The sequence below is a fragment of the Rhizobium sp. RM genome, assembly GCF_013390595.1.
Taxonomy (GTDB): domain Bacteria; phylum Pseudomonadota; class Alphaproteobacteria; order Rhizobiales; family Rhizobiaceae; genus Agrobacterium.
In genome coordinates this window covers 76835-94823 of record NZ_JACAWV010000022.1, presented here as the reverse complement: position 1 = coordinate 94823, position 17989 = coordinate 76835, and the positions used below count along the sequence as shown (strand labels likewise).

The 17989-nt window shown below is 57.4% G+C and carries 20 protein-coding genes; 7 read left to right on the top strand and 13 right to left on the bottom strand.

All coding sequences use genetic code 11. The features are described from left to right. Positions 1–18: 18 nt before the first annotated feature. Positions 19–543, bottom strand: a complete 525-nt coding sequence (locus tag HWX89_RS16895) for a GNAT family N-acetyltransferase (RefSeq protein ID WP_138792315.1) — start codon at positions 541–543, stop codon at positions 19–21. A gap of 170 nt (positions 544–713) precedes the next feature. Continuing rightward, positions 714–1610 carry a LysR family transcriptional regulator gene (locus HWX89_RS16890; protein ID WP_178340811.1) on the bottom strand — a complete coding sequence of 299 codons (897 nt, stop codon included), beginning with the start codon at positions 1608–1610 and terminating at the stop codon, positions 714–716. 135 nt (positions 1611–1745) lie between these two features. Here HWX89_RS16890 and HWX89_RS16885 point away from each other — a divergent pair, with 135 nt between their 5' ends. Next, positions 1746–2720 carry an MBL fold metallo-hydrolase gene (locus HWX89_RS16885; RefSeq protein WP_178340810.1) on the top strand — a complete coding sequence of 325 codons (975 nt, stop codon included), beginning with the start codon at positions 1746–1748 and terminating at the stop codon, positions 2718–2720. A gap of 53 nt (positions 2721–2773) precedes the next feature. Beyond that, the gene (locus tag HWX89_RS16880) at positions 2774–3340 is read left to right on the top strand and encodes a pyridoxamine 5'-phosphate oxidase family protein (RefSeq protein WP_138794989.1); all 567 of its coding nucleotides are present in this window, start codon (positions 2774–2776) and stop codon (positions 3338–3340) included. Here the strand turns inward: HWX89_RS16880 and HWX89_RS16875 are convergent, their stop codons facing one another. Then, on the bottom strand, positions 3341–3799 hold the full coding sequence (locus HWX89_RS16875; protein WP_138794990.1) for an Lrp/AsnC family transcriptional regulator: 459 nt from the start codon (positions 3797–3799) through the stop codon (positions 3341–3343). Positions 3800–3925: 126 nt separating this feature from the next. Between HWX89_RS16875 and HWX89_RS16870 the strand changes: the two genes are divergently transcribed. Continuing rightward, complete coding sequence (locus HWX89_RS16870; protein ID WP_138794991.1) at positions 3926–5209, top strand: cystathionine gamma-synthase family protein; 1284 nt, start codon at positions 3926–3928, stop codon at positions 5207–5209. A 153-nt stretch (positions 5210–5362) separates the two neighbouring features. On the opposite strand, the gene HWX89_RS16865 is transcribed toward HWX89_RS16870, so the two are convergent. Beyond that, on the bottom strand, positions 5363–6175 hold the full coding sequence (locus HWX89_RS16865; RefSeq protein ID WP_178340809.1) for a carboxylesterase family protein: 813 nt from the start codon (positions 6173–6175) through the stop codon (positions 5363–5365). A gap of 236 nt (positions 6176–6411) precedes the next feature. Further along, complete coding sequence (locus tag HWX89_RS16860; RefSeq protein WP_246705202.1) at positions 6412–7344, bottom strand: NADP-dependent oxidoreductase; 933 nt, start codon at positions 7342–7344, stop codon at positions 6412–6414. A gap of 31 nt (positions 7345–7375) precedes the next feature. Between HWX89_RS16860 and HWX89_RS16855 the strand changes: the two genes are divergently transcribed. Then, a complete protein-coding gene (locus HWX89_RS16855) occupies positions 7376–8179 on the top strand; it encodes an AraC family transcriptional regulator (protein ID WP_210271438.1) in 804 nt (267 codons plus the stop codon). 219 nt (positions 8180–8398) lie between these two features. Here HWX89_RS16855 and HWX89_RS16850 read toward each other — a convergent pair whose 3' ends face one another. The 5 genes from HWX89_RS16850 to HWX89_RS16830 form a co-directional block, all read right to left on the bottom strand. Next, positions 8399–9628 carry a type II restriction endonuclease gene (locus HWX89_RS16850; protein ID WP_138794993.1) on the bottom strand — a complete coding sequence of 410 codons (1230 nt, stop codon included), beginning with the start codon at positions 9626–9628 and terminating at the stop codon, positions 8399–8401. After that, positions 9625–10101 carry a very short patch repair endonuclease gene (locus HWX89_RS16845; protein ID WP_286086212.1) on the bottom strand — a complete coding sequence of 159 codons (477 nt, stop codon included), beginning with the start codon at positions 10099–10101 and terminating at the stop codon, positions 9625–9627. The genes HWX89_RS16850 and HWX89_RS16845 overlap by 4 nt, the downstream gene beginning before the upstream one ends. Then, on the bottom strand, positions 10076–11323 hold the full coding sequence (dcm, locus tag HWX89_RS16840; protein ID WP_138794995.1) for a DNA (cytosine-5-)-methyltransferase: 1248 nt from the start codon (positions 11321–11323) through the stop codon (positions 10076–10078). The genes HWX89_RS16845 and dcm overlap by 26 nt, the downstream gene beginning before the upstream one ends. Positions 11324–11485: 162 nt before the next feature. After that, positions 11486–12352: a protein-L-isoaspartate O-methyltransferase family protein gene (locus HWX89_RS16835; protein ID WP_138794996.1), complete on the bottom strand. Its 867-nt coding sequence runs from the start codon at positions 12350–12352 to the stop codon at positions 11486–11488. A 234-nt stretch (positions 12353–12586) separates the two neighbouring features. Further along, positions 12587–13765, bottom strand: coding sequence for a GGDEF domain-containing protein (locus HWX89_RS16830; RefSeq protein WP_138794997.1), 1179 nt, complete (start codon positions 13763–13765; stop codon positions 12587–12589). Positions 13766–13823: 58 nt separating this feature from the next. Between HWX89_RS16830 and HWX89_RS16825 the strand changes: the two genes are divergently transcribed. The 3 genes from HWX89_RS16825 to HWX89_RS16815 all read left to right on the top strand — a co-directional run bounded on the left by HWX89_RS16825 (position 13824) and on the right by HWX89_RS16815 (position 15664). Next, positions 13824–14516 (top strand): hypothetical protein, encoded by a 693-nt coding sequence (locus tag HWX89_RS16825; RefSeq protein ID WP_138794998.1) that lies wholly within the window; start codon positions 13824–13826, stop codon positions 14514–14516. 170 nt (positions 14517–14686) lie between these two features. Then, a complete protein-coding gene (locus tag HWX89_RS16820) occupies positions 14687–15085 on the top strand; it encodes a hypothetical protein (protein ID WP_178340808.1) in 399 nt (132 codons plus the stop codon). A gap of 129 nt (positions 15086–15214) precedes the next feature. Beyond that, positions 15215–15664, top strand: a complete 450-nt coding sequence (locus HWX89_RS16815; protein WP_246705200.1) for a VOC family protein — start codon at positions 15215–15217, stop codon at positions 15662–15664. 60 nt (positions 15665–15724) lie between these two features. Here the strand turns inward: HWX89_RS16815 and HWX89_RS16810 are convergent, their stop codons facing one another. The 3 genes from HWX89_RS16810 to HWX89_RS16800 form a co-directional block, all read right to left on the bottom strand. After that, complete coding sequence (locus tag HWX89_RS16810; protein ID WP_138795001.1) at positions 15725–16279, bottom strand: hypothetical protein; 555 nt, start codon at positions 16277–16279, stop codon at positions 15725–15727. Between the two features lie 204 nt (positions 16280–16483). Continuing rightward, positions 16484–17230 carry an SDR family oxidoreductase gene (locus HWX89_RS16805; RefSeq protein WP_138795002.1) on the bottom strand — a complete coding sequence of 249 codons (747 nt, stop codon included), beginning with the start codon at positions 17228–17230 and terminating at the stop codon, positions 16484–16486. Positions 17231–17283: 53 nt separating this feature from the next. After that, a complete protein-coding gene (locus HWX89_RS16800; RefSeq protein WP_138795003.1) occupies positions 17284–17718 on the bottom strand; it encodes a MarR family winged helix-turn-helix transcriptional regulator in 435 nt (144 codons plus the stop codon). Positions 17719–17989: the final 271 nt, after the last annotated feature.

The window sequence follows — 17989 nt, the reverse complement described above, 5'->3', positions numbered from 1 at the left end:
AAAGGCTGAACGAAGCCGTTATCTCTTGTCGCTGATGTAGAGAAAACGGTCCACCAGGATACCGCTGTCTCCTGACCGTTTCTGATAGATTTCTTTTCGGTCGTGAACCCTTTGAGCGACCCGCTGGGAGGCGATATTTTCGGGCGTCGTGATGCTGACGACCCGGTTGAGACCCAGTGTCTCAAGGGCGTAATCACGACAGGCGGTTGCGGCTTCAGTCGCGAGCCCTTTCCCCCAGAATTCACGCCAGAGATGATAACCGATTTCGGGCTCCATACCTGCCGGCGTCTGTTGTCGCGTGATGCCGCAATCACCAATGACTTGCCCGGTCAGACGGTCAACGACCGCCCATAGTCCAAACCCATCCGCCCGGTAACTCTCAAAAGCCAGTTTCTGAAACCATGCCTTTGTTTCAGCCACTGTTTTTGTGCCCGGGTAGAACTTCATACACTCATCGTCGGCGTAGATATCAGCCAATGAAACGAGGTCAGAATCGTCTATTTCGCGCAGATACAGTCGATCCGTACTCAGAATTACAGCCATGGCTCATCCACTCATACTTCAGCGGGTTAAAAGAGAATGGAGTGCGGACTGTAACCACGACTACGTGGAGAAATGGATAGGCGCGGCACATTTTTTGGGAGGCTCTGGTCTGAAATAATCTGCAGAGCGCGAGGATCATGCCGATATCTCATTCCCTTGGCGGAATAACACTACCCCGCCATCCGTGACCGCAAACGAGGTGTGATCCAGTCGAGAAAACGTCTCACTTTCAGTGGCTGGAGGTCGGCTGGGGCGTAGATGATGTTTATCGGCAGGGGGTCTGGTGCATAGTCTGCCAGCACTTCCTGCAGGGCGCCGCTGCGCAGTTGGTCGGCGATCTGGTAGGAGAGAACGCGGATGATGCCGATGCCGGAGACGGCGGCCTGGATGGCGGCTTCGGTGGTGTTGACGGCGAGTTTGGGGCGGGGCTCGACGGTGAATGCCGAGACATCGCGGCGGAATCGTACCTCGGGCGCGCTGGCAAAGCCCTGAAAACTGATGCCGTCATGCTGGGCAAGGTCCTCGGGTTTCAGCGGAATGCCGCGTCGGGCCAGGTAATCGGGGCTGGCGCAGACCACGCGGCGCACGGTGCCGACGCGGGTTGCAATCAGCGCGCTGTCGGCCAGATGGCCGATGCGCAGCGCCACATCCACATGCTCATCCGCAAGGCTGATCTGCCGGTCTGCGAGTGTCAGCCGCAGGTTGATTTCCGGTTGTTCCTTCAGAAATTCCAGCGCGATTGGCAGCACATGGCGCTCGCCGAAGGTGACGGGGGCTGTCATGTGCAGCCCGCCGCGCAGCGCGCCATAATCGCCACTTGCCTGACGCTCCACCGCGTCCAGTTCCTCCAGAATACGCCGTGATGCGGCAACGTAGCTGCGTCCCTCATCCGTCAGGGTCAGGCCACGGCGGGTGCGCAGCACCAGGCGCACGCCGAGGTGTTTTTCAAGATCGGCGACCTTGCGGCTGACGGTGGCAAGCGGTGCGTGCAGGCGCCGCGCCCCCGCTGAAAGACTGCCCGCATCTACCACCGCCAGCAGCACCGACATCGCATCAAACCGGTCCATTTCATCCTTCCGGAAAATGAGAGGAAACTTCCTGAAATGGCAGGATACCCCATCGTTTATGGATATCATAGCTTTATGTCGTCGAGGGGACGCAAACGGCTCCTCCCATTGTTCAAAGATCAGGAGAAAGACGCCATGCCCCAACTTTCACGCCGTGCCTTCGCCAGCGCTCTTCCTCTTGGCCTTCTTGGCGGTGGGCTGATCGGCAGCGCATTGCCAGGCCTCGTTGCAGCGCAGGAACCCGCCAAGGCGCTGGCCAGCGTCACGCCGCTGGCGCAGATCCGCATCGGTCGCTTTACGGTGACAGCGCTGACGGACGGTTATGCCGACATGCCCTACAACTTCTTTCCCGGCCGCAGCCCGGCCGATGTGGAGCAGGCAGCCGTCGCCCAGTCTACCGCCCGGCCAAGCGGCGTGCGGTTCCTGTTCAACCAGTATCTGATCGATGATGGACAACGCCGCATCCTGATCGATGCCGGTGCGGCAGGTTCGATCGGCGAGACCGGCAAGTTGCCGCAGGCGCTTGCCACGCTCGGCCTGAAGCTGGACCAGATCGACGCCGTGATCGTCACGCATATGCACCAGGACCACATGGGCGGTCTGATTGCCGGCGGCAAAAACAACTATCCGAAGGCAGAGCTTTATATCGATCGCCGCGACGTCAAGCACTGGACCGACCCCGCCAAGCGCGCCGGTGCACCGGATTACCTGCAGACCAGCTTCCAGATGGCGGATGAGGTGGTGCGCCTTTACCCCAGGCTGCAGGCGATTGACGGCGAACGTGAAATCGTCCCCGGCGTGTCGATCGTCGACCTGACGGGCCATACGCCCGGCCATATCGGCGTGCGGGTGGAAGACGGCGGCAAGAGCATGATCATGGTGTCGGACATGATTTTCCCGGTGGTGCATCCCGCTGCCACGGATGTGTTCTTCCTGTTCGAGCAGGATCGTGACGCTGCCAGGGCGATGCGCGACCGGTTTTTCCCGCGTGCTGCCGCAGAAGGCGCACTGATTGCCGCCACGCACATGCCGTTCCCCGGCCTCGGCCGCATCGTTTCCGACCGTGGGCAGACCCGCTGGGAAGTGGCGGACTGGGCCTTGCAGGATTGAAGCCGGCTTCGGCCGCCCGCAGAGATGAACTGGCCAGGAAAGGATGAAACGGAATGAGCAGATATCTCAATATCGCCACAACACCTTCCGTGGCGGCCGCACAGGAACATTACGGCAGTGCGGAGCAATGGGCGCGGATCGGCGCACGCAACGGCGCGGAAACGGGTGAAAGCCAGCGGCTTGGCCCGGCGGAAGCCGCCTTCATCCGGGGTAGGGATGGGTTTTACCTTGCCAGCGTCTCGGAAACCGGCTGGCCTTACGTGCAGTATCGCGGTGGGCCGACGGGTTTTCTCACCGCGGTTGATCCGACGCTGCTGGGTTTTGCGGATTTTCGCGGAAACCGGCAATACATCACCACCGGCAATGTCAGCGCCAATGACCGCGTCTCGCTGTTTCTGATGGATTATGCCCACCGGCGGCGCCTGAAAATCTTCGGCCACATGCGGGTTATCGATGCGGACGAAGATCCTGATCTGGCAGAGCGGCTGACGATGCCGGATTACCCGGCAAGGGTGGAGCGTCTGGCGCTCATCACGGTGGAAGCGTTTGACTGGAACTGCCCGCAGCACATCACGCCGCGTTTCACGCTGGCCGAACTGGAGCAGTATGCATCACGCTAGTCAGATGCGGCGGGCCTTGATGGTGTTCATCACGAAGCTGGTCTCAATGGTATCGACACATTTCAGCTTGGCGATCTTTTCCTTGATGAAACGCTCGTAATCCTCCAGCCCGCCGCACATGACTTTCAGCATGTAATCGCGCGAACCGGTGACGAGGTGGCATTCCAGCACCTCGTCCCAATCCAGAACGGCCGTTTCGAACATGCGGATTTCATCGTCATGCTGGCGGCTGAGGCGAATGGAGGCAAGGGCCGTCATGGTCCAGCCTTCGGTGGCCGGGTCGATGATGGCGCAATAGCCCTTGATCACCCCCAGGTCCTCCAGCCGGCGAAGCCGCCGCAGGCAGGCCGATGCCGAAAGGCCAACGCGTTCAGCCAGTTCGTTGTTGGTGATGCGTGCGTCGGCAGACAGTTCTTTCAATATGCGTCTGTCGATCGTATCGGCAATTTTCTGCGACATTATAGGCCATTCCCCGCAATTTATTGCGCCATCAGACAGAGCAGCGCTGCAGAATGCAAGGTATTTCGGCCCGATTGGGTGTAACCTTGTCTCAGTTCAATGCCTGTTTGAGGAGACACACCGGACATGACCGCGCCGCATCCGTCTAAAACCCATATCGGCAACCACGCGCTTCACCCTGAAACGCAGATGCTCAACTACGGTTACGATCCGGAATTGTCAGAAGGCGCGGTAAAGCCGCCGGTGTTCCTGACATCGACCTTCGTGTTCCAGACGGCGGAAGACGGCCGCGATTTCTTCGATTATGTTTCCGGCCGCAAGGAGCCTCCGGCGGGCAAGGGCGCTGGCCTCGTCTATTCGCGCTTCAACCATCCCAACAGCGAGATCGTCGAGGATCGTCTGGCGGTTTATGAGCGCACCGAAAGCTGCGCGCTGTTCTCCTCCGGCATGTCAGCCATTTCAACGACGCTGTTTGCCTTCGTGCGGCCGGGTGACACCGTGCTTCACTCGCAGCCGCTTTATGGCGGCACGGAAACGCTGCTGGCAAAGACCTTCCACAATTTCGGCGTTTCGGCCGTGGGCTTTGCCGATGGTGTCAGCGAGGCCTCGGTCACCGCCGCCGCAGAGGCTGCGATGCAAAAGGGCAGGGTATCCGTCATTCTCATCGAAACCCCCGCGAACCCGACAAACAGCGTTGTCGATATTCCTATGGTGCGCCGAATTGCCGATATGATCGGCGAGAAGCAGGGGCACCGGCCGATCATCGCCTGCGACAACACGCTTCTGGGCCCGGTGTTCCAGCGGCCGATCGAGCACGGCGCCGATATCTCGCTCTATTCGCTGACCAAATATGTCGGCGGCCATTCCGACCTCATTGCCGGGGCAGCCCTTGGCCGCAAGGACGTGATGAAACAGGTAAAGGCGCTGCGCGGCGCCATCGGCACGCAGCTCGATCCGCACTCCTGCTGGATGCTCGGCCGCTCGCTGGAAACGCTGCAGATCCGCATGGAGCGCGCCGACAGCAACGCCAGACTGGTGGCCGAATTTCTGCAGGCTCACCCCAAGGTCGACAAGATCCACTATCTGCCGTTCAGCGATCCGGCCTCACCGGAGGGAAAGGTCTTTGCGGCGCAAAGCACGGGGGCAGGATCAACCTTCTCGTTCGATATCGTCGGCGGGCAGGCGGCCTCCTTCAAGTTCCTCAACGCGCTGAAAATCTTCAAGCTCGCCGTCAGCCTCGGCGGCACGGAATCGCTCGCCTCACACCCCGCAACCATGACCCACTCCGGCGTACCGGCCGATGTGCGCCAACGCATCGGCGTGCTGGAATCCACCATCCGCCTCTCCATCGGCATCGAACATCCTGACGACCTCATCGCCGATCTGACGCTTGCGCTGGATGAGGCGTGAGGGCAGGCGGGCGTTTCAAGCATGTAAAAATGACACCGGGCTTCCGGCTCGGATGGTACATCACCGGGATCGAACAGCAGTCGAAACTTGCGGTGCCCGCCACATAGGAAAAAGGGGGCGAAACGCCCCCTTCACGCGGTACTCTGCGCAGAGTTACTTGATAACAGCCGCGGGCTTGACCGCGGTATCTGTCGACTTTGCTGTTGGAGTGACGTCTTTCGGTTGTACCCGGCTCTGTTTGAGCAGCCATTCGTAAAGCGACGGGTCCGAAAACGCCAAATCATCCGCTTGAGAGTGGCCAACGCCTTCATAGACAGTGAAGCGGATTTCACGATTTCCGCCCAGATCCTTGAGCTTCTGAACCATCGCGACGGACTCGGAAAGCTTCACGGTTTCGTCGTTGTTGCCATGGAAAACCCAGAACGGTGTCCATGCCCGTACACGGTCGAGGTAATGGGCGATGCCGCCGCCGGACACGGCGACGACCGCCGCGTAAGTGTCCGGATAATTCTGGATCATCTGAAATGCGGTGAATGCGCCCCGGCTGTTGCCGACGAGATAAATGCGGTCGCGATCGACCTTGTAGGTGGAGGCAATGTCTTCAACCAAGGTCGCCAGGGGCTCCTGGGGAAAAAACTCTTCTTCGCGCGGGTTGCGCGGAGACACCATTATAAAAGGAAATTCTTTGCCTTGGTTGATGAGGTTGGGCAGAAAATTCTCACCAACTTTGGCCAGATTTTCTGCGCCGCCGCCGTGCAGGTAAACAACCAGCGGAAAGCTGTTGGTCGCTGCGAGATTTTTGTAATCTTTCGGCAAGTAGAGCAAATAATCGAGTTCTACTTCGATGGTTTTCTTTAACTTTTGCTCTGTCTGCTCGGCCTTAACTCCAAAAGCGAACATCAAAGTCGCCATCGCCGCAACGATAACCGTCTGTAAAGCGTGTAAAAAATTGTCTCTGTAGGACATAATGTTTTCCTCTCCAAAACATTTGCCTGTCGACTTCGTGAACGCCTGACGATGACGAGCGTCACCATCGTGTTCACAGTCGAATACTCCTCCCAGGCACTCGACCGGAACTCTATTAGCTCCGACAAAGATATCGGTAGACAACACACCTGACATCAAGCTGACATCGACTTGAAGCGCGATTCAGTATTTCTGGAGATGACCGTCCCCGGTCAGCAGATCGGGTATTTTCCTTTTTAATCCGAAACGGACAGCACGATCTTGCCACGCGCACGGCCGCTTTCGGACAGTGCAAGTGCCTGCCTGACCTCGGCAAGCGGCAGGACCTTATGGACATGCGGCGTTACCTTGCCTGCTTCGACCAACTCCACGATCGAGGTGAGGGTTTGCGCGCTTGGCACGGTGAAGGAGCGTTTGACGCTGACGCCGAAGCGTTCGGCTTCGCTGCCATCGGGAAAGGCAACAACGGTCACCATGAAGCCACCTTTGCGCAGGGTTTTGAATGCCCGCCCGAAGGTCTCGCCACCCATCGTATCAAACACGACGTCCATGTCGCTGATGACCGCTTCGAAAGGCTGGCTGGTATAGTCGACGAAGATGTCTGCGCCGAGACTGCGAATGAAATCTTCGTTACGCGCCGAGCCGACCGCCGTGACATGGGCGCCCCTTGCCTTGGCGAATTGCACCGCCAGCGAGCCGACGCCGCCGGAACTGTTGGTGATGAGCAGGCGCTGCCCGGCTTTCAGGTCGGCCACATCGAACAGGGCCTGCCATGCCGTCGTACCGGCCAGCGGCAGTGCTGCGGCCTCAACCGGGTCGAGCCCGGCGGGTGCGCGAACCATGTTACCCGCCTTTACAACAGCGTAGTGCGCAAAGGCGCCGGTGTGGACCATTCCGAAAACCGTCTCTCCCTCGGAAAATCCGTCGACGCCGCTTCCTATTTTCTCGATCGCGCCGACCAGCTCGCCGCCGAGATGGATGGGGAGGGTCATTCCCATGCGCTGGCCCGCACCATTGCGGATTTTCCAGTCCACCGGATTGACGCCCGCGGCGAGAACCTTGACCAGAACCTCGCCCGCCTGTGGCTCCGGCCGGTCGACCTCGGTAAACTCCACGACATCGTTTGAGCCATATTCGGCGATGACCACAGCCTGCATCTTCATTCCCATCCGCGCTCTTCCTTGATCGTCCATTGGCAAGATGGTAACAGATGATTTCTTCGATGTGACGCCAACCTGCATCGCGGAAAGGCCAATCGTTTTGCCGCTACCCTTCACCATTCACCGCATGACCAAACGCCGTGGAGAGGCCTTGCCGCTTCATTCCCATGATGAGGCGCAACTGACGTTTGCGGCCTCGGGCATGGTGCAGGTTCATACGGATGAGGGGATGTGGCTGGTGCCTCCGCAGCTTGCGGCGTGGATACCCGCAGGTGTTTCACACCGGCTGGATATCATGACGGATGCGGAACTGTGGATGGTGCATTGGCAGCAATCCGCCATCCGGGAGTGGGTTCCCTCAGCCTTTCCGCAACGGGCATTCGCTTCGCGGGTTACGCCATTGCTGCGATCTCTGCTCGATGCCGCCGTGGCCGCCGATCCTCAATCGGAAAAAGCATCCCTCATCGTCAGGCTGATGCTGCACGAACTGACAGCCATGCATGATGCACCGACATTCCTTCCCCTGCCGAAAAGCCCGACGGGCAGGCGCGTGGCGGAGCTTGCCCTTGCCGACCACGCCAACCTGATGGACCTCGGCGAACTCGCATCTCGCGCTGCCACATCGGTCCGCACCGCAAGCCGGCTCTTTCCCGCAGAAACCGGGATGACACTGAAGGCATGGCGCCAGCGGGCCCGGATCGCCTGGACCATGCGGCGGCTCGCCGAGGGAGAACCCATCGCACGCGTGGCAGACCAGGCCGGCTTCGCCAGCACCGCCGCCTTCTCCCACGCCTTCCGGCAGGTAACCGCGCTGAACCCGACGGCATTTTTGCAGGACGCCTGAGAGGCGATCAGTCGGGGCATGCATGAACCGCATGACAAAAATACGACCGCACGCGACGAGTCTGAAGAACCTGCGAGTTACACATTTGCAGTGTCCTATCGCGGTGTCCGTCAGATACTCGCCAATTCCACTATCTACCTGTCAATCGGCACAGAACGCCCTGAAAACTTGCGCGTGGCAGTTGGCCCGGCAGAACCATATCGAAAGGCCTTAAGGCGACTAAGCCTGCCGCGACTGCACCAGTTCAATGAAGTCTGATACTTTCATCAGTGAATCGCGCTGTACTGCATGATAAGTGCCGTGGACCCGCTCAGGTAAAACCAGTTGCAGCTTTGCGCGCTTCATCTCATCGGTCTGGGTAACGGAAATTCCTGGCTCAAGGGTAAGAAGGTGTTTCTCTTCGATCCGGTCCGCTTCGCTCAGTACCTGCCGCCATCGATCTTTGCAGCTTGTCTTCACTCCAAGCATCGTGAGCCTTGAAAGGGGCCAGGATGGGTCATGATAGGCACCTTCATCCGGGAACAGGAAATCTGGCCCATTACGCTTTTCAGTCGTGGCCTCGCGTTTATATATGACGCCATGCTGCTTCAGAAGGGCTTCAATGTGGTTACCAAACGCCCACCCAGCTCGGGATTTCCGTCTATTCTGGACGCTTAGTGAGAATTTCACGAAGTCATCAACGTTCGCCTTGCCATCGGTAACGAAACCTCTCTGAAGCCGCTCAGATACTATATGCCGTTCAAGTGTCATGAACAGCCGCTCTTCAAGGTCCATCCATTCTAGCAGTGCCAGATCAGGATCAGCTTTGGCGTCGACTTCTTTGGCAAGCCGGCGCGAAAACTCGGAAAACTCCCGCGTACCGGGAAATCTGGATCCGAATTTTTTCAGTAGCTGATCCAGCAACTGATCTTCGGTCGCAATAACCTCTATATTGATCAGTTCCAGAATATAGCGTCCGACAAGGTCTAGTCCGCGCCCGCCGTCATGTCGATAATCGCGCTGCGAAATAACATTGTCCGCCGTCAGACCAAGGCCGAAAAGCCAGAGAAGCTGCTGCTCGATTGAGCTGCCGTGCGCACAGAAGAGGGCAATGAGTGTCCCGTCGCGAGGCATGCAAAGAAAGAGTGTGTCGCCCGCCCTGGCACGATAGACGACATCTTCTGACGCTGCCGGATAATAAAGTCGGTACTCTGGCTCCCGGTGTGTCTTCCCCCTGCGGCTGTCGTACCACGTTCCGGTCAGGGCAAGGCTGACGGGCGGCTCCTCATCGCTGAGCCAGACATAGGTTACGTCAATCCTTGTTTTTTCGGATGGGGACCCGAGAAAGGCCCTGAATTCATTGACACCCTGAAGTTCATGCCCGTGCGAAACTTTCGGATCGACTTCCGTACCTTTCAGCGTCTTCGCGCCAACGCCGACAAAATAATCTGACAGGGCCCCCTGTTTCATAAAATCTCCGAGCGAATTTCTGAAATTGCAAGGTCCGACCTGATCCATTGAATAGTGCGCACAACTGTCTCATCGAGACCAATCTGAGCCTTGCCGCGGAACGCGCATTCCCAGATTGAAAGCTGTCGCCAACCCAGATCAGCCAGCTGGACTGACACTTCCACATCACGATTGCGGTTACGATCTATTTTTGCCTGCCAGAACTGGGTTCTTGTTCTAGGCATACGGAAAAGCGAGCAGTCATGTCCGTGCCAGAAACAGCCGTGAACGAAGATTGCCGCGCGATATTTTGGCAGCAGCAGATCAGGGCGACCAGGAACATCGCGGGCATACAACCTGAAGCGAAAGCCCTGTCTATGCAGAGCTTTTCGAATAGCCAACTCGGGTTTTGTGTTTACGCCCCTGATGCCGGACATCATCCGACTCCGCGTCTCCTGGTCCACAATATCAGGCAACTTGTCTGATTTCCTCATCAGCGTCGACCGGAGGACGACCTTCATTGCCGAGAATGAAAGGCACCATGTGAGCAGCAATGGATCGGACTACCGGCGCAACGACGGCATTGCCGAACTGGCGATAGGCCTGCGTGTCAGATACAACAATTTCGAACGGCTTGCCGCCAGGCGTTTCAAAACCCATTAGACGGGCGCACTCCCGCGGCGTCAGACGGCGTGGATTCTTACCCTCCTGCCGAATCAGGATTTCCGAACCATCCTTGTGATATCGCGCAGAGAGGGTGCGAGCGACATCTTCCGGCCCGAACAAACCAAATCCGAACCCGTTTCCGGCAAGCCGATGCTTTTCTGCATAGTTCTGCAGATAGGTCCAGAGATGATCAGACAACGTGTAACGGTCGAGTACTTTGCTGTCGGGGCCGGCGGTGAAGCGGTCACAGGTCTCCTCGCTGCCGTCTTCCGGATGCAGGATTGACCGCAGGGATGGATTATTTTCGGCCGCAGGTAGCATCATAGCGTCAAAATCGAAATCATTGTCATCACGGAACCCGACGATGAAGATACGCTCCCGATGCTGAGGAACCCAAGCACGGGCATCAATAATGCGTGTCTGCACATTATAGCCAAGGTCTTCCCGCAGCGTCCGCATGATAATGTCAAAGGTCCGGCCTTTATCATGGCTCTTGAGATTCTTGACATTCTCGAGCAGGAAGGCCTTCGGCCTGTGATGCTGAATAATGCGGGCTACATCGAAAAACAGTGTGCCCTGCATATTGCATTGGAAGCCGTGGGGACGGTTCAGTGAGTTCTTCTTCGACACGCCCGCCAAGGAGAAGGGCTGGCATGGAAATCCCGCCAGCAACACGTCATGAGCAGGAACATCCGTGGCTGGAATAGCCGTGATATCCCCGGCCAGTTCATGATCGATTGCGTAATTTGCGCGGTATGTTTTCTGTGAAAAGGTATCCCATTCCGAGGTGAAGACGCATCTTCCGCCGAGCGGCTCAAAAGCACGCCTGAAGCCACCGATGCCGGCGAACAGATCAATGAAACTGAAAGCACCATCCCCAGCAATGCTCTTACTGGCTATTTTTTTTCGCAGTAGCTCCATCACCGGCTTTCGTGGAGATGTGTCCCCACTCTCCCAACGGTAGACCGTCCGCTCGTCGAACCCCATCTCGCGGGCCACTTCCTGGATTGAAAGGCCTGCCTGCTGCCTGAGTTCGGAAAAAGGTGTCATGATAGTCCTTTCGGCGTGAATCGCTGGGAACATTTATGACATAGTGACACGAGAACATATAAGGAACAACATCATTTAAACGACGCATCCACATCTATTTCAGTTTGGTGAGAACGTTTAAAAAGAAAGCCTCCGTCAGCGGCGCTACACAATGCCCTTTCCTCAAGCATAGGCCAGGCACCAGCCGGGAGCGCGGAGCCAGCATTGTTCTTCCGGCAGATCATCCGTTCGATAAAGCCGTGTGACCCTTCTGTGTTCTCCGCTTTCGAATGCCGCCGCGAGCGCTTTTTCGGAGTGTTCGTCGCGCATACCTTCGCAGGGGAAGATGGCGACGGGTGAAATCCATTGTGCCTGGAATTCCTCGCCCCTGCGCGTTATCAGAAACACTGCCCCGCGAAGATGCATGTTGCTCCAATTGCTGTTGGCGAAGCCAAGATCGGTCGTGAGTGGCAGGATCAGCCTCCCACCGTCCTTGAGGCGGTCCAGCCAGATCGTTGCTGGCCGTGTTGCGCCAGCGTTCACATAGATCACATCGGCGGGATCGAACGCCGCAGCGCTGCCATCGCCGTGAACCACCGAGGTGTTTTGATATGGGGCGAGATTGGCGGTGGCGCGGGCCGCAAGTTCCGGCTCGAACTCGATCGCCGTCACCCTGCCGGACGCGCCGACGAGGTTGGCCATAATTGCCGAATAATATCCCGCACCGGCGCCAACATGCACGACATGCTCACCGGCCTTGAGAGTAGCCTGCGAAAGTAGCAAGGCGTGGAGCGATGGCTGCCCGTTGTTGATGCGGCGCTCGGGCAGGATACCGACAACGTCATCGGTATAGAGGTAGACGGGATTGGCGGTCGGGGTTTGCACATAGGCCTTGCGCATACGAAAGATCGGCCACGGCCCGGGACCAAGAAAATCTTCTCGCGGCACCTCGGCAAAAGCTTTCTCAACACGGGCATCGACAACCCTTACAGCCGCCACAATCTGCATGGCATAGGCCCGCCGCACGATCTTCAATTCGTCTGGTGTCATCAGCAAACCAACCCGATTGATGTCTTCAGGTTGGCAGAATAGGCAGTTTTGCGATGTCGGCAATGCCTGCTTTCGGCCCGAAACGCCACTCTCGAGCCATTGTCGTTTTGCGCAGAAGCCGGTGTGCACCAAGTCATAAGAGAGGGAAGGCGGGTGAAGTAGAGATTAGCGGCAGCCCGTAGCCGACGTTAATGGAGAAGGTCATACCGCATTGCCCGCCTCGGGCGCAGTCGCTTATGAGACGGTGCGAGCAGAACCTGTCGATACAGCGTGGAGATGGCTTGCAACCTCGATCCGGTTTCGGCCCGCGCGCTTGGCGATATAGAGCGCCTTGTCCGCCGCGCTCAGCATCGCGTCGAAATCCATTGGCGCGGAGCGCCCCAAGGCAACGCCGGCGCTGACCGTGCATGTGAGGGTTTCGCCTTCCAGGTGAATCCTGTGATCAGCGAATGCTTTGCGAATGCCTTCCGCCACCATCTCGGCGCGATTGGGCATGACTTCTTTCAAAATCAGAGCGAATTCCTCGCCGCCGAGGCGCGCAGCGGTATCACCGGCTCCACAGTTGGCCGCGAGTTCGGCAGCGAAGATTTTCAGCACGCGGTCGCCAGCGGCGTGCCCGAACGTGTCGTTGATGGATTTGAAATGATCGAGGTCGAAGACCAGGATTGCCGTTTCCGGTCCGATCATACGCTGACCGCAGCGCTCGAACAGCGCACGGCGATTCAGGAGACCGGTTAGCGGATCTGTGATGGCGTCCAGACGGTGCCGCGCCGCGAGCCGCCATTGGTGAAGCGCTAGTGAAAGGGCGCCGATGCCTGTCATCCCGGCGATGCAGATGGCGATGCTGAGATCCTCGGCCCAATTGCTTGGCGCGACGCCCAGTACGGCCTTTCCATCGGCAACGAGAACGGCGGCGCACAGAACAAAGGACACCCCCGTCAGCCAATAGAGGATGCAAATTCCGGTGAGGGGAACCAGCGCTTCTTCGCGTGCGCGCCAATATTGCCAGGCGGTCGCGAAGAGCATCGTGGCAATCGCCGAATTCTGGGCGATAAATGCGATCCCGTCGTAACCGATCACGAGCGGCGGAATAGAGACAAGCATTGCCGCGATGGCACAGGCAAGAACGGGTCGTAGCGGCAATCTGTTGCTGCGAAACTGGCAGCCTGCTCCCCAAATGATCGCGAAGCCCGCGTGAAGAAGAATGAACGACATCACGCCGAACGCAACGACAGGATCGTCCACATAAAGGCCGTAGGTAATGATGCCGCTGACGATGAGCACGAGCCCGAGCGTACAGCTCAGCAGAAAGGTCTCGGAGCGGCGCGCGAACCAGCTACCGAGCAGGGTCACACCAAGACACGTGGCCGAGACGGCAAGCGCAATCAAAAGTGAGTTGTAATCAAGCATCATGCCCAAAAACCATAGCCGCTATCGCTTTTCCTGTCGGGGAGGAGCCTATGGGGTTTCCGTGACGAATCTCTTACTTACGTTGCTAAAAACTCGCCCTTTGGTTGGTAGCTGGCGGTTTATTGAATTCCATTCGACCTCAACCTTGGGCGTAGCTCCTCAGGGGCGGCTACCATCGGCGCTTCCGCGATATGACCGGGTTGCCACGACCGTGGAACTGTCCGTGGCGGCGTCGAATGGACTGAAAGCTTGCCATCAAGAGAAAGTTGCTGCTACCGGAAGACGCTACATCCTCAGATTGGTGGCGAAGGGAGCTGGTTTTCATATGTCCAGAAGAAAGCAGTTCCAAGGGATTTGCGATGGCATTCTTGGATCATTTGTAAGTCGTTACAATGATTTCAATGGCTACTGGGCTTTAGGCCAATACGTTTCCGTACTCAACAACCTCGGCGAACGTCAACTTCAACTCAAACTGACGCATGCAACGGAGACACCCGATCATCCTGCTTTTGCCCTTTCAGAGGAATATTATGGGGGTGCGGTTTTGCGAATGATGGAGGCAAATGCGATGCCGCCAACATGGCTTGCGGATGCAACCATAAGGGTTTCCATCGTTGCTCCGGCCAAAGTGATGTGTGAAATTGAAATTGTTTCCGATCTCGGCAAAACTTACCGAAGCGAGCGCACGATAACTGTGCGGCCCCATGACCCCGCAGTTGAACTCCGAAGAGGCGATAGTTTCGGCCCTTACTGAATGTAAGCTTGGTTCGCCCAATTCCATGGCGACTGACCTTCAGCACAAATCAATTGAAGCTTGTTGCTCGACGCCCTACACGCTGCTCACGCAAGTTCTTACTGAGTGCGAGCGGCCCTTATACGGGGAGCTGGTATCGAGTATGCATGGAAGCTGATAAAGGAACGCCGATGTCGATTACTGTACAGAAAACAATCCCCGCTGCGCGTATGCGCCAGTTCCATCAGATGGTTGAGCGGTGGCTCGAGGAGGGCCCGATCAAGCTCGCGACCAATGCCACGATAAGCGCAATGGACAATGCCGGAATTCCGAAGGATGAGCAGGCCGCGATCATCGAGGACCGGGATATTATCATGAAACACAATATGCGCCTCGGCGTCATCAGCGAGGTATTCGCACCGGCCATCGAGAAAACGGTGAAGTTGTCCCGGTCGGGAAGTGAAGCTCAGGATGAGATCGCCAGGTTGATTGTCACCGCGATTGGTATTCGCCAACCCGATGACAGTGAACTGGTCACATTCACCTTCACCACTCAAAGTGAGGCCGACGCTTTCGATACATACATCTGAAAGCGTCGCCATGAGCGGTCTTCAGCGTGAGCGTGTGGCAGATATCTCGCCGGTGTCAGGCCGTTCGTGATGCGTTGGCCCAAAGCGGAATTGTTTCACCGCGTGCAGCGAAGCTGATACAAAACGAGGATGCGAAGCGCGTTGAGACTAGCTCATATCAACTTGGTTGCCAGAAACGCGGAACCGCTCGCGGCATTTTACGTGAACGTTATGAAATGCACAGTCCTTCGCGGACCTAAGACGTTATCTGGTGAAAAGGTCTCGCGAGGAAATGGGCTTTCCAACTCTAAAATTCTCACAATCTGGCTCAAGTTCCCTGAACTGGAACATCCTTTTCTGGAGATTCACGAGCATCGAATTACGCATCATCGTGGCGAGCCAAGGGTCAACGAACCCGGCTTTGGGCACCTTGCATTTCGGATGGAAGACATCCGCAGCACCCTTTCCAGCATAATCGAGGCCGGGGGATCGCAAATCGGACAAATTACGGATTTCGGGACGCCTGAGAGCCCATACTTGATCGCTTACGCACGTGATCCCGAGGGCAATTTGCTTGAACTTGAGCAGGCGATCAAATGATACGGCTAGCGCTGGCGCAGAGCGGGAGCCTCTTCGTGACCGCTGAAGGCGCTGAGGCGCTCAGATCTTTCCGCTTATCCATAGGATGGAGATGATGAGGCCGCCGATTGTCATGGCCGATGACATGATCGTTGCCAGGATAAGGGCGACAAGCTTTAGCGCGGAGACATGGGAAGACACTTCCAGCAGATAGTTCGGGCGTATCGTCTCGGGATTGTCGCAGGTAATCACGATTTCGCCTGGCGCCGTGCACTCGAATGAACCGAGCGGCACGGATTGTTTCCCCGCCATATCAGTTCTCTGAACGCGAAAAAGCGAGCGTCCGTAGGATCGATAATCCAGCGGTACTTTGCCGGGAAATGTAGTGACGGAAAACCGGGCGGAGAAATGGGACACGCCGGTGATGAAGGTGAAAGGCGGGATCAGAACGTTGATAACGTAGCGGTCCGGCCGGGGTATCGTCAGTTTGCATGGGGCTTCACCCGCCGAAAACCGAACCCTTACCTTTGGAAAGATCATCCGTGCCAGCATGGCGATGCAACGGACCAGGAGATAGGCGCCAACGAGCATGGCCACAGGGGCGAGCAGATGGAAAGACATGCTCGGAAAGGTCACTATCAATCTCTGGAAACAACAATGCCCCATCGTAAATGATGTGTCTTGTCAAACGCAACGGCCGATGTTCGTTCAGCGCCGTAGGCCCTAACCAGACATAATAGCCACCGCGGACGTTATATTCCGTTTTCAATACAGGGCAGGGCGTTCAGAAAACCGGGAGGCGAAACGGATTTGTCCCGCTCTCCGGTATCGACCCGCATCTCACCAGTTTTTCTGAACCAGTTCGCCCTGTGCCGAACAGCTGTAAAAACCGGCCGATGGTCCGAACGCGTGAGCCATTGCCAGTGCGACGGCCGGGCGCGCGCCAATTTCAGGCGGGTGGCCGGCGCCGTTCCCCGTCATATCAGTGGATGTCAGGCCCGGATCTACCGCATTCACCTTGATCCCTTCGCGATCGAGTTCTTTTGCCAGCTTCACGGTCAGCATGTTGAGCGCCGTCTTTGATGCGCAGTAACCGCCGAACCCCACATTCCATGTCTCGCTTCGCATATCGAGAGAATCTGCGAGCGAACTGAGGCCGCTGCTCATCATGACGATCCGCGCCGCCTCTGATCTGCGCAGCAACGGCAAGAAGGCCTGAGTGACGCGCAATGCGCCAAACACGTTGGTCTCGAACATCCGCCTGATCTCATCGATCGATTCCTCCGCTAGGGAAGGCGGTGGTCCGAACATGAGCCCGGCGTTATTGACCAGAACATCGAGACTGCCCGTCTCGCCGTCGATGGTTTGAACGGCGGCGGCAACGCTTGCCTCATCCGTCACATCGAGCTGGACTGCACGCGCTTCAATGCCTTCACTCTGCAATTGGTGCGCCGCCGCATCTGCGCGCGACAAATCCCTGCATCCAAGCCAGACCAGCAGGCCATTTGTGCCAAGCTGCCGGGCAATGGAGAGGCCGATGCCCTTGTTTGCGCCTGTGACGAGTGCGGAAGACGGTGCCTTGCTCATTTCATATCCCTGACAGTTTCGGTGTCAGCGATATACTACGAATCTCGTATTATTCAATTATCGTATTTTGCGATTTTGTCCGTCAGACGAAGAAACGCGATCCGATCAGTATCATCGAGCGCCTCCAGCATTGCCCGGCAGGAGGCTCTGTAACCGTCCATGTAACCCGCGACAGCGTCTTTCCCATTTTGTGTGAGTGTGAGAGCGACCGATCGACGGTCGGTCTCTGGCCTGTTCCGCTCGATCATGTCCCGGCGCACCAGCCGGTCAGCCGAGGACGACATTGTCGTCAGCGCGACCTGAATGTGGCGCGCAACGTCTCCCAGGCTGCATTCGGGACGTTCGTTGATGAACAGAAGGACCTGGATGTCGAGCGCATTAAGCCCGTTATGCATCGCGGCGGCCGCCTCGGCGACCTTGAACCGGCGGGTGAAGCGCTCAAAAGCGATGGCGAGTTGTTCAGTTTGTTCGACTGTGGGTTCTGTCATTCCCGGTATTAAGCATTTCCGCATCGTAAACGTAAGCCTCGGGCGAGAGGATATCTCCCTAGTCCATGCCTTGTGCGAATCGAGCGTGCACATGTCTCGAACCGAGGTGAAGATGTGGCATCTCCCGCTCGGACGGCCTTTCCGACGTGGTTTTCAGGCGCCGCAGACAGTGTGCCATTTTCACGAAAACAGTGCGCGGATCGCCTGCAATCGGGCGGCGGGGCAGGGAACAGTGCGGGTGGCGCTCACGTTATGCGATGCTCTGTAACCC

What these genes read in the sequence shown, in the direction of transcription:
- HWX89_RS16860 (WP_246705202.1), bottom strand. Translation starts at nt 7,344, where the DNA reads ATGGGAATGAAGATGCAGGCTGTGGTCATCGCCGAATATGGCTCAAAC.
- HWX89_RS16845 (WP_286086212.1), bottom strand. Translation starts at nt 10,101, where the DNA reads ATGAGGAAATCAGACAAGTTGCCTGATATTGTGGACCAGGAGACGCGG.
- HWX89_RS16870 (WP_138794991.1), top strand. Translation starts at nt 3,926, where the DNA reads ATGACCGCGCCGCATCCGTCTAAAACCCATATCGGCAACCACGCGCTT.
- HWX89_RS16805 (WP_138795002.1), bottom strand. Translation starts at nt 17,230, where the DNA reads ATGAGCAAGGCACCGTCTTCCGCACTCGTCACAGGCGCAAACAAGGGC.
- HWX89_RS16865 (WP_178340809.1), bottom strand. Translation starts at nt 6,175, where the DNA reads ATGTCCTACAGAGACAATTTTTTACACGCTTTACAGACGGTTATCGTT.
- HWX89_RS16885 (WP_178340810.1), top strand. Translation starts at nt 1,746, where the DNA reads ATGCCCCAACTTTCACGCCGTGCCTTCGCCAGCGCTCTTCCTCTTGGC.
- dcm (WP_138794995.1), bottom strand. Translation starts at nt 11,323, where the DNA reads ATGACACCTTTTTCCGAACTCAGGCAGCAGGCAGGCCTTTCAATCCAG.
- HWX89_RS16820 (WP_178340808.1), top strand. Translation starts at nt 14,687, where the DNA reads ATGTCGATTACTGTACAGAAAACAATCCCCGCTGCGCGTATGCGCCAG.
- HWX89_RS16850 (WP_138794993.1), bottom strand. Translation starts at nt 9,628, where the DNA reads ATGAAACAGGGGGCCCTGTCAGATTATTTTGTCGGCGTTGGCGCGAAG.
- HWX89_RS16835 (WP_138794996.1), bottom strand. Translation starts at nt 12,352, where the DNA reads ATGACACCAGACGAATTGAAGATCGTGCGGCGGGCCTATGCCATGCAG.
- HWX89_RS16855 (WP_210271438.1), top strand. Translation starts at nt 7,376, where the DNA reads ATGGTAACAGATGATTTCTTCGATGTGACGCCAACCTGCATCGCGGAA.
- HWX89_RS16875 (WP_138794990.1), bottom strand. Translation starts at nt 3,799, where the DNA reads ATGTCGCAGAAAATTGCCGATACGATCGACAGACGCATATTGAAAGAA.
- HWX89_RS16800 (WP_138795003.1), bottom strand. Translation starts at nt 17,718, where the DNA reads ATGACAGAACCCACAGTCGAACAAACTGAACAACTCGCCATCGCTTTT.
- HWX89_RS16830 (WP_138794997.1), bottom strand. Translation starts at nt 13,765, where the DNA reads ATGATGCTTGATTACAACTCACTTTTGATTGCGCTTGCCGTCTCGGCC.
- HWX89_RS16815 (WP_246705200.1), top strand. Translation starts at nt 15,215, where the DNA reads ATGCGAAGCGCGTTGAGACTAGCTCATATCAACTTGGTTGCCAGAAAC.
- HWX89_RS16895 (WP_138792315.1), bottom strand. Translation starts at nt 543, where the DNA reads ATGGCTGTAATTCTGAGTACGGATCGACTGTATCTGCGCGAAATAGAC.
- HWX89_RS16880 (WP_138794989.1), top strand. Translation starts at nt 2,774, where the DNA reads ATGAGCAGATATCTCAATATCGCCACAACACCTTCCGTGGCGGCCGCA.
- HWX89_RS16890 (WP_178340811.1), bottom strand. Translation starts at nt 1,610, where the DNA reads ATGGACCGGTTTGATGCGATGTCGGTGCTGCTGGCGGTGGTAGATGCG.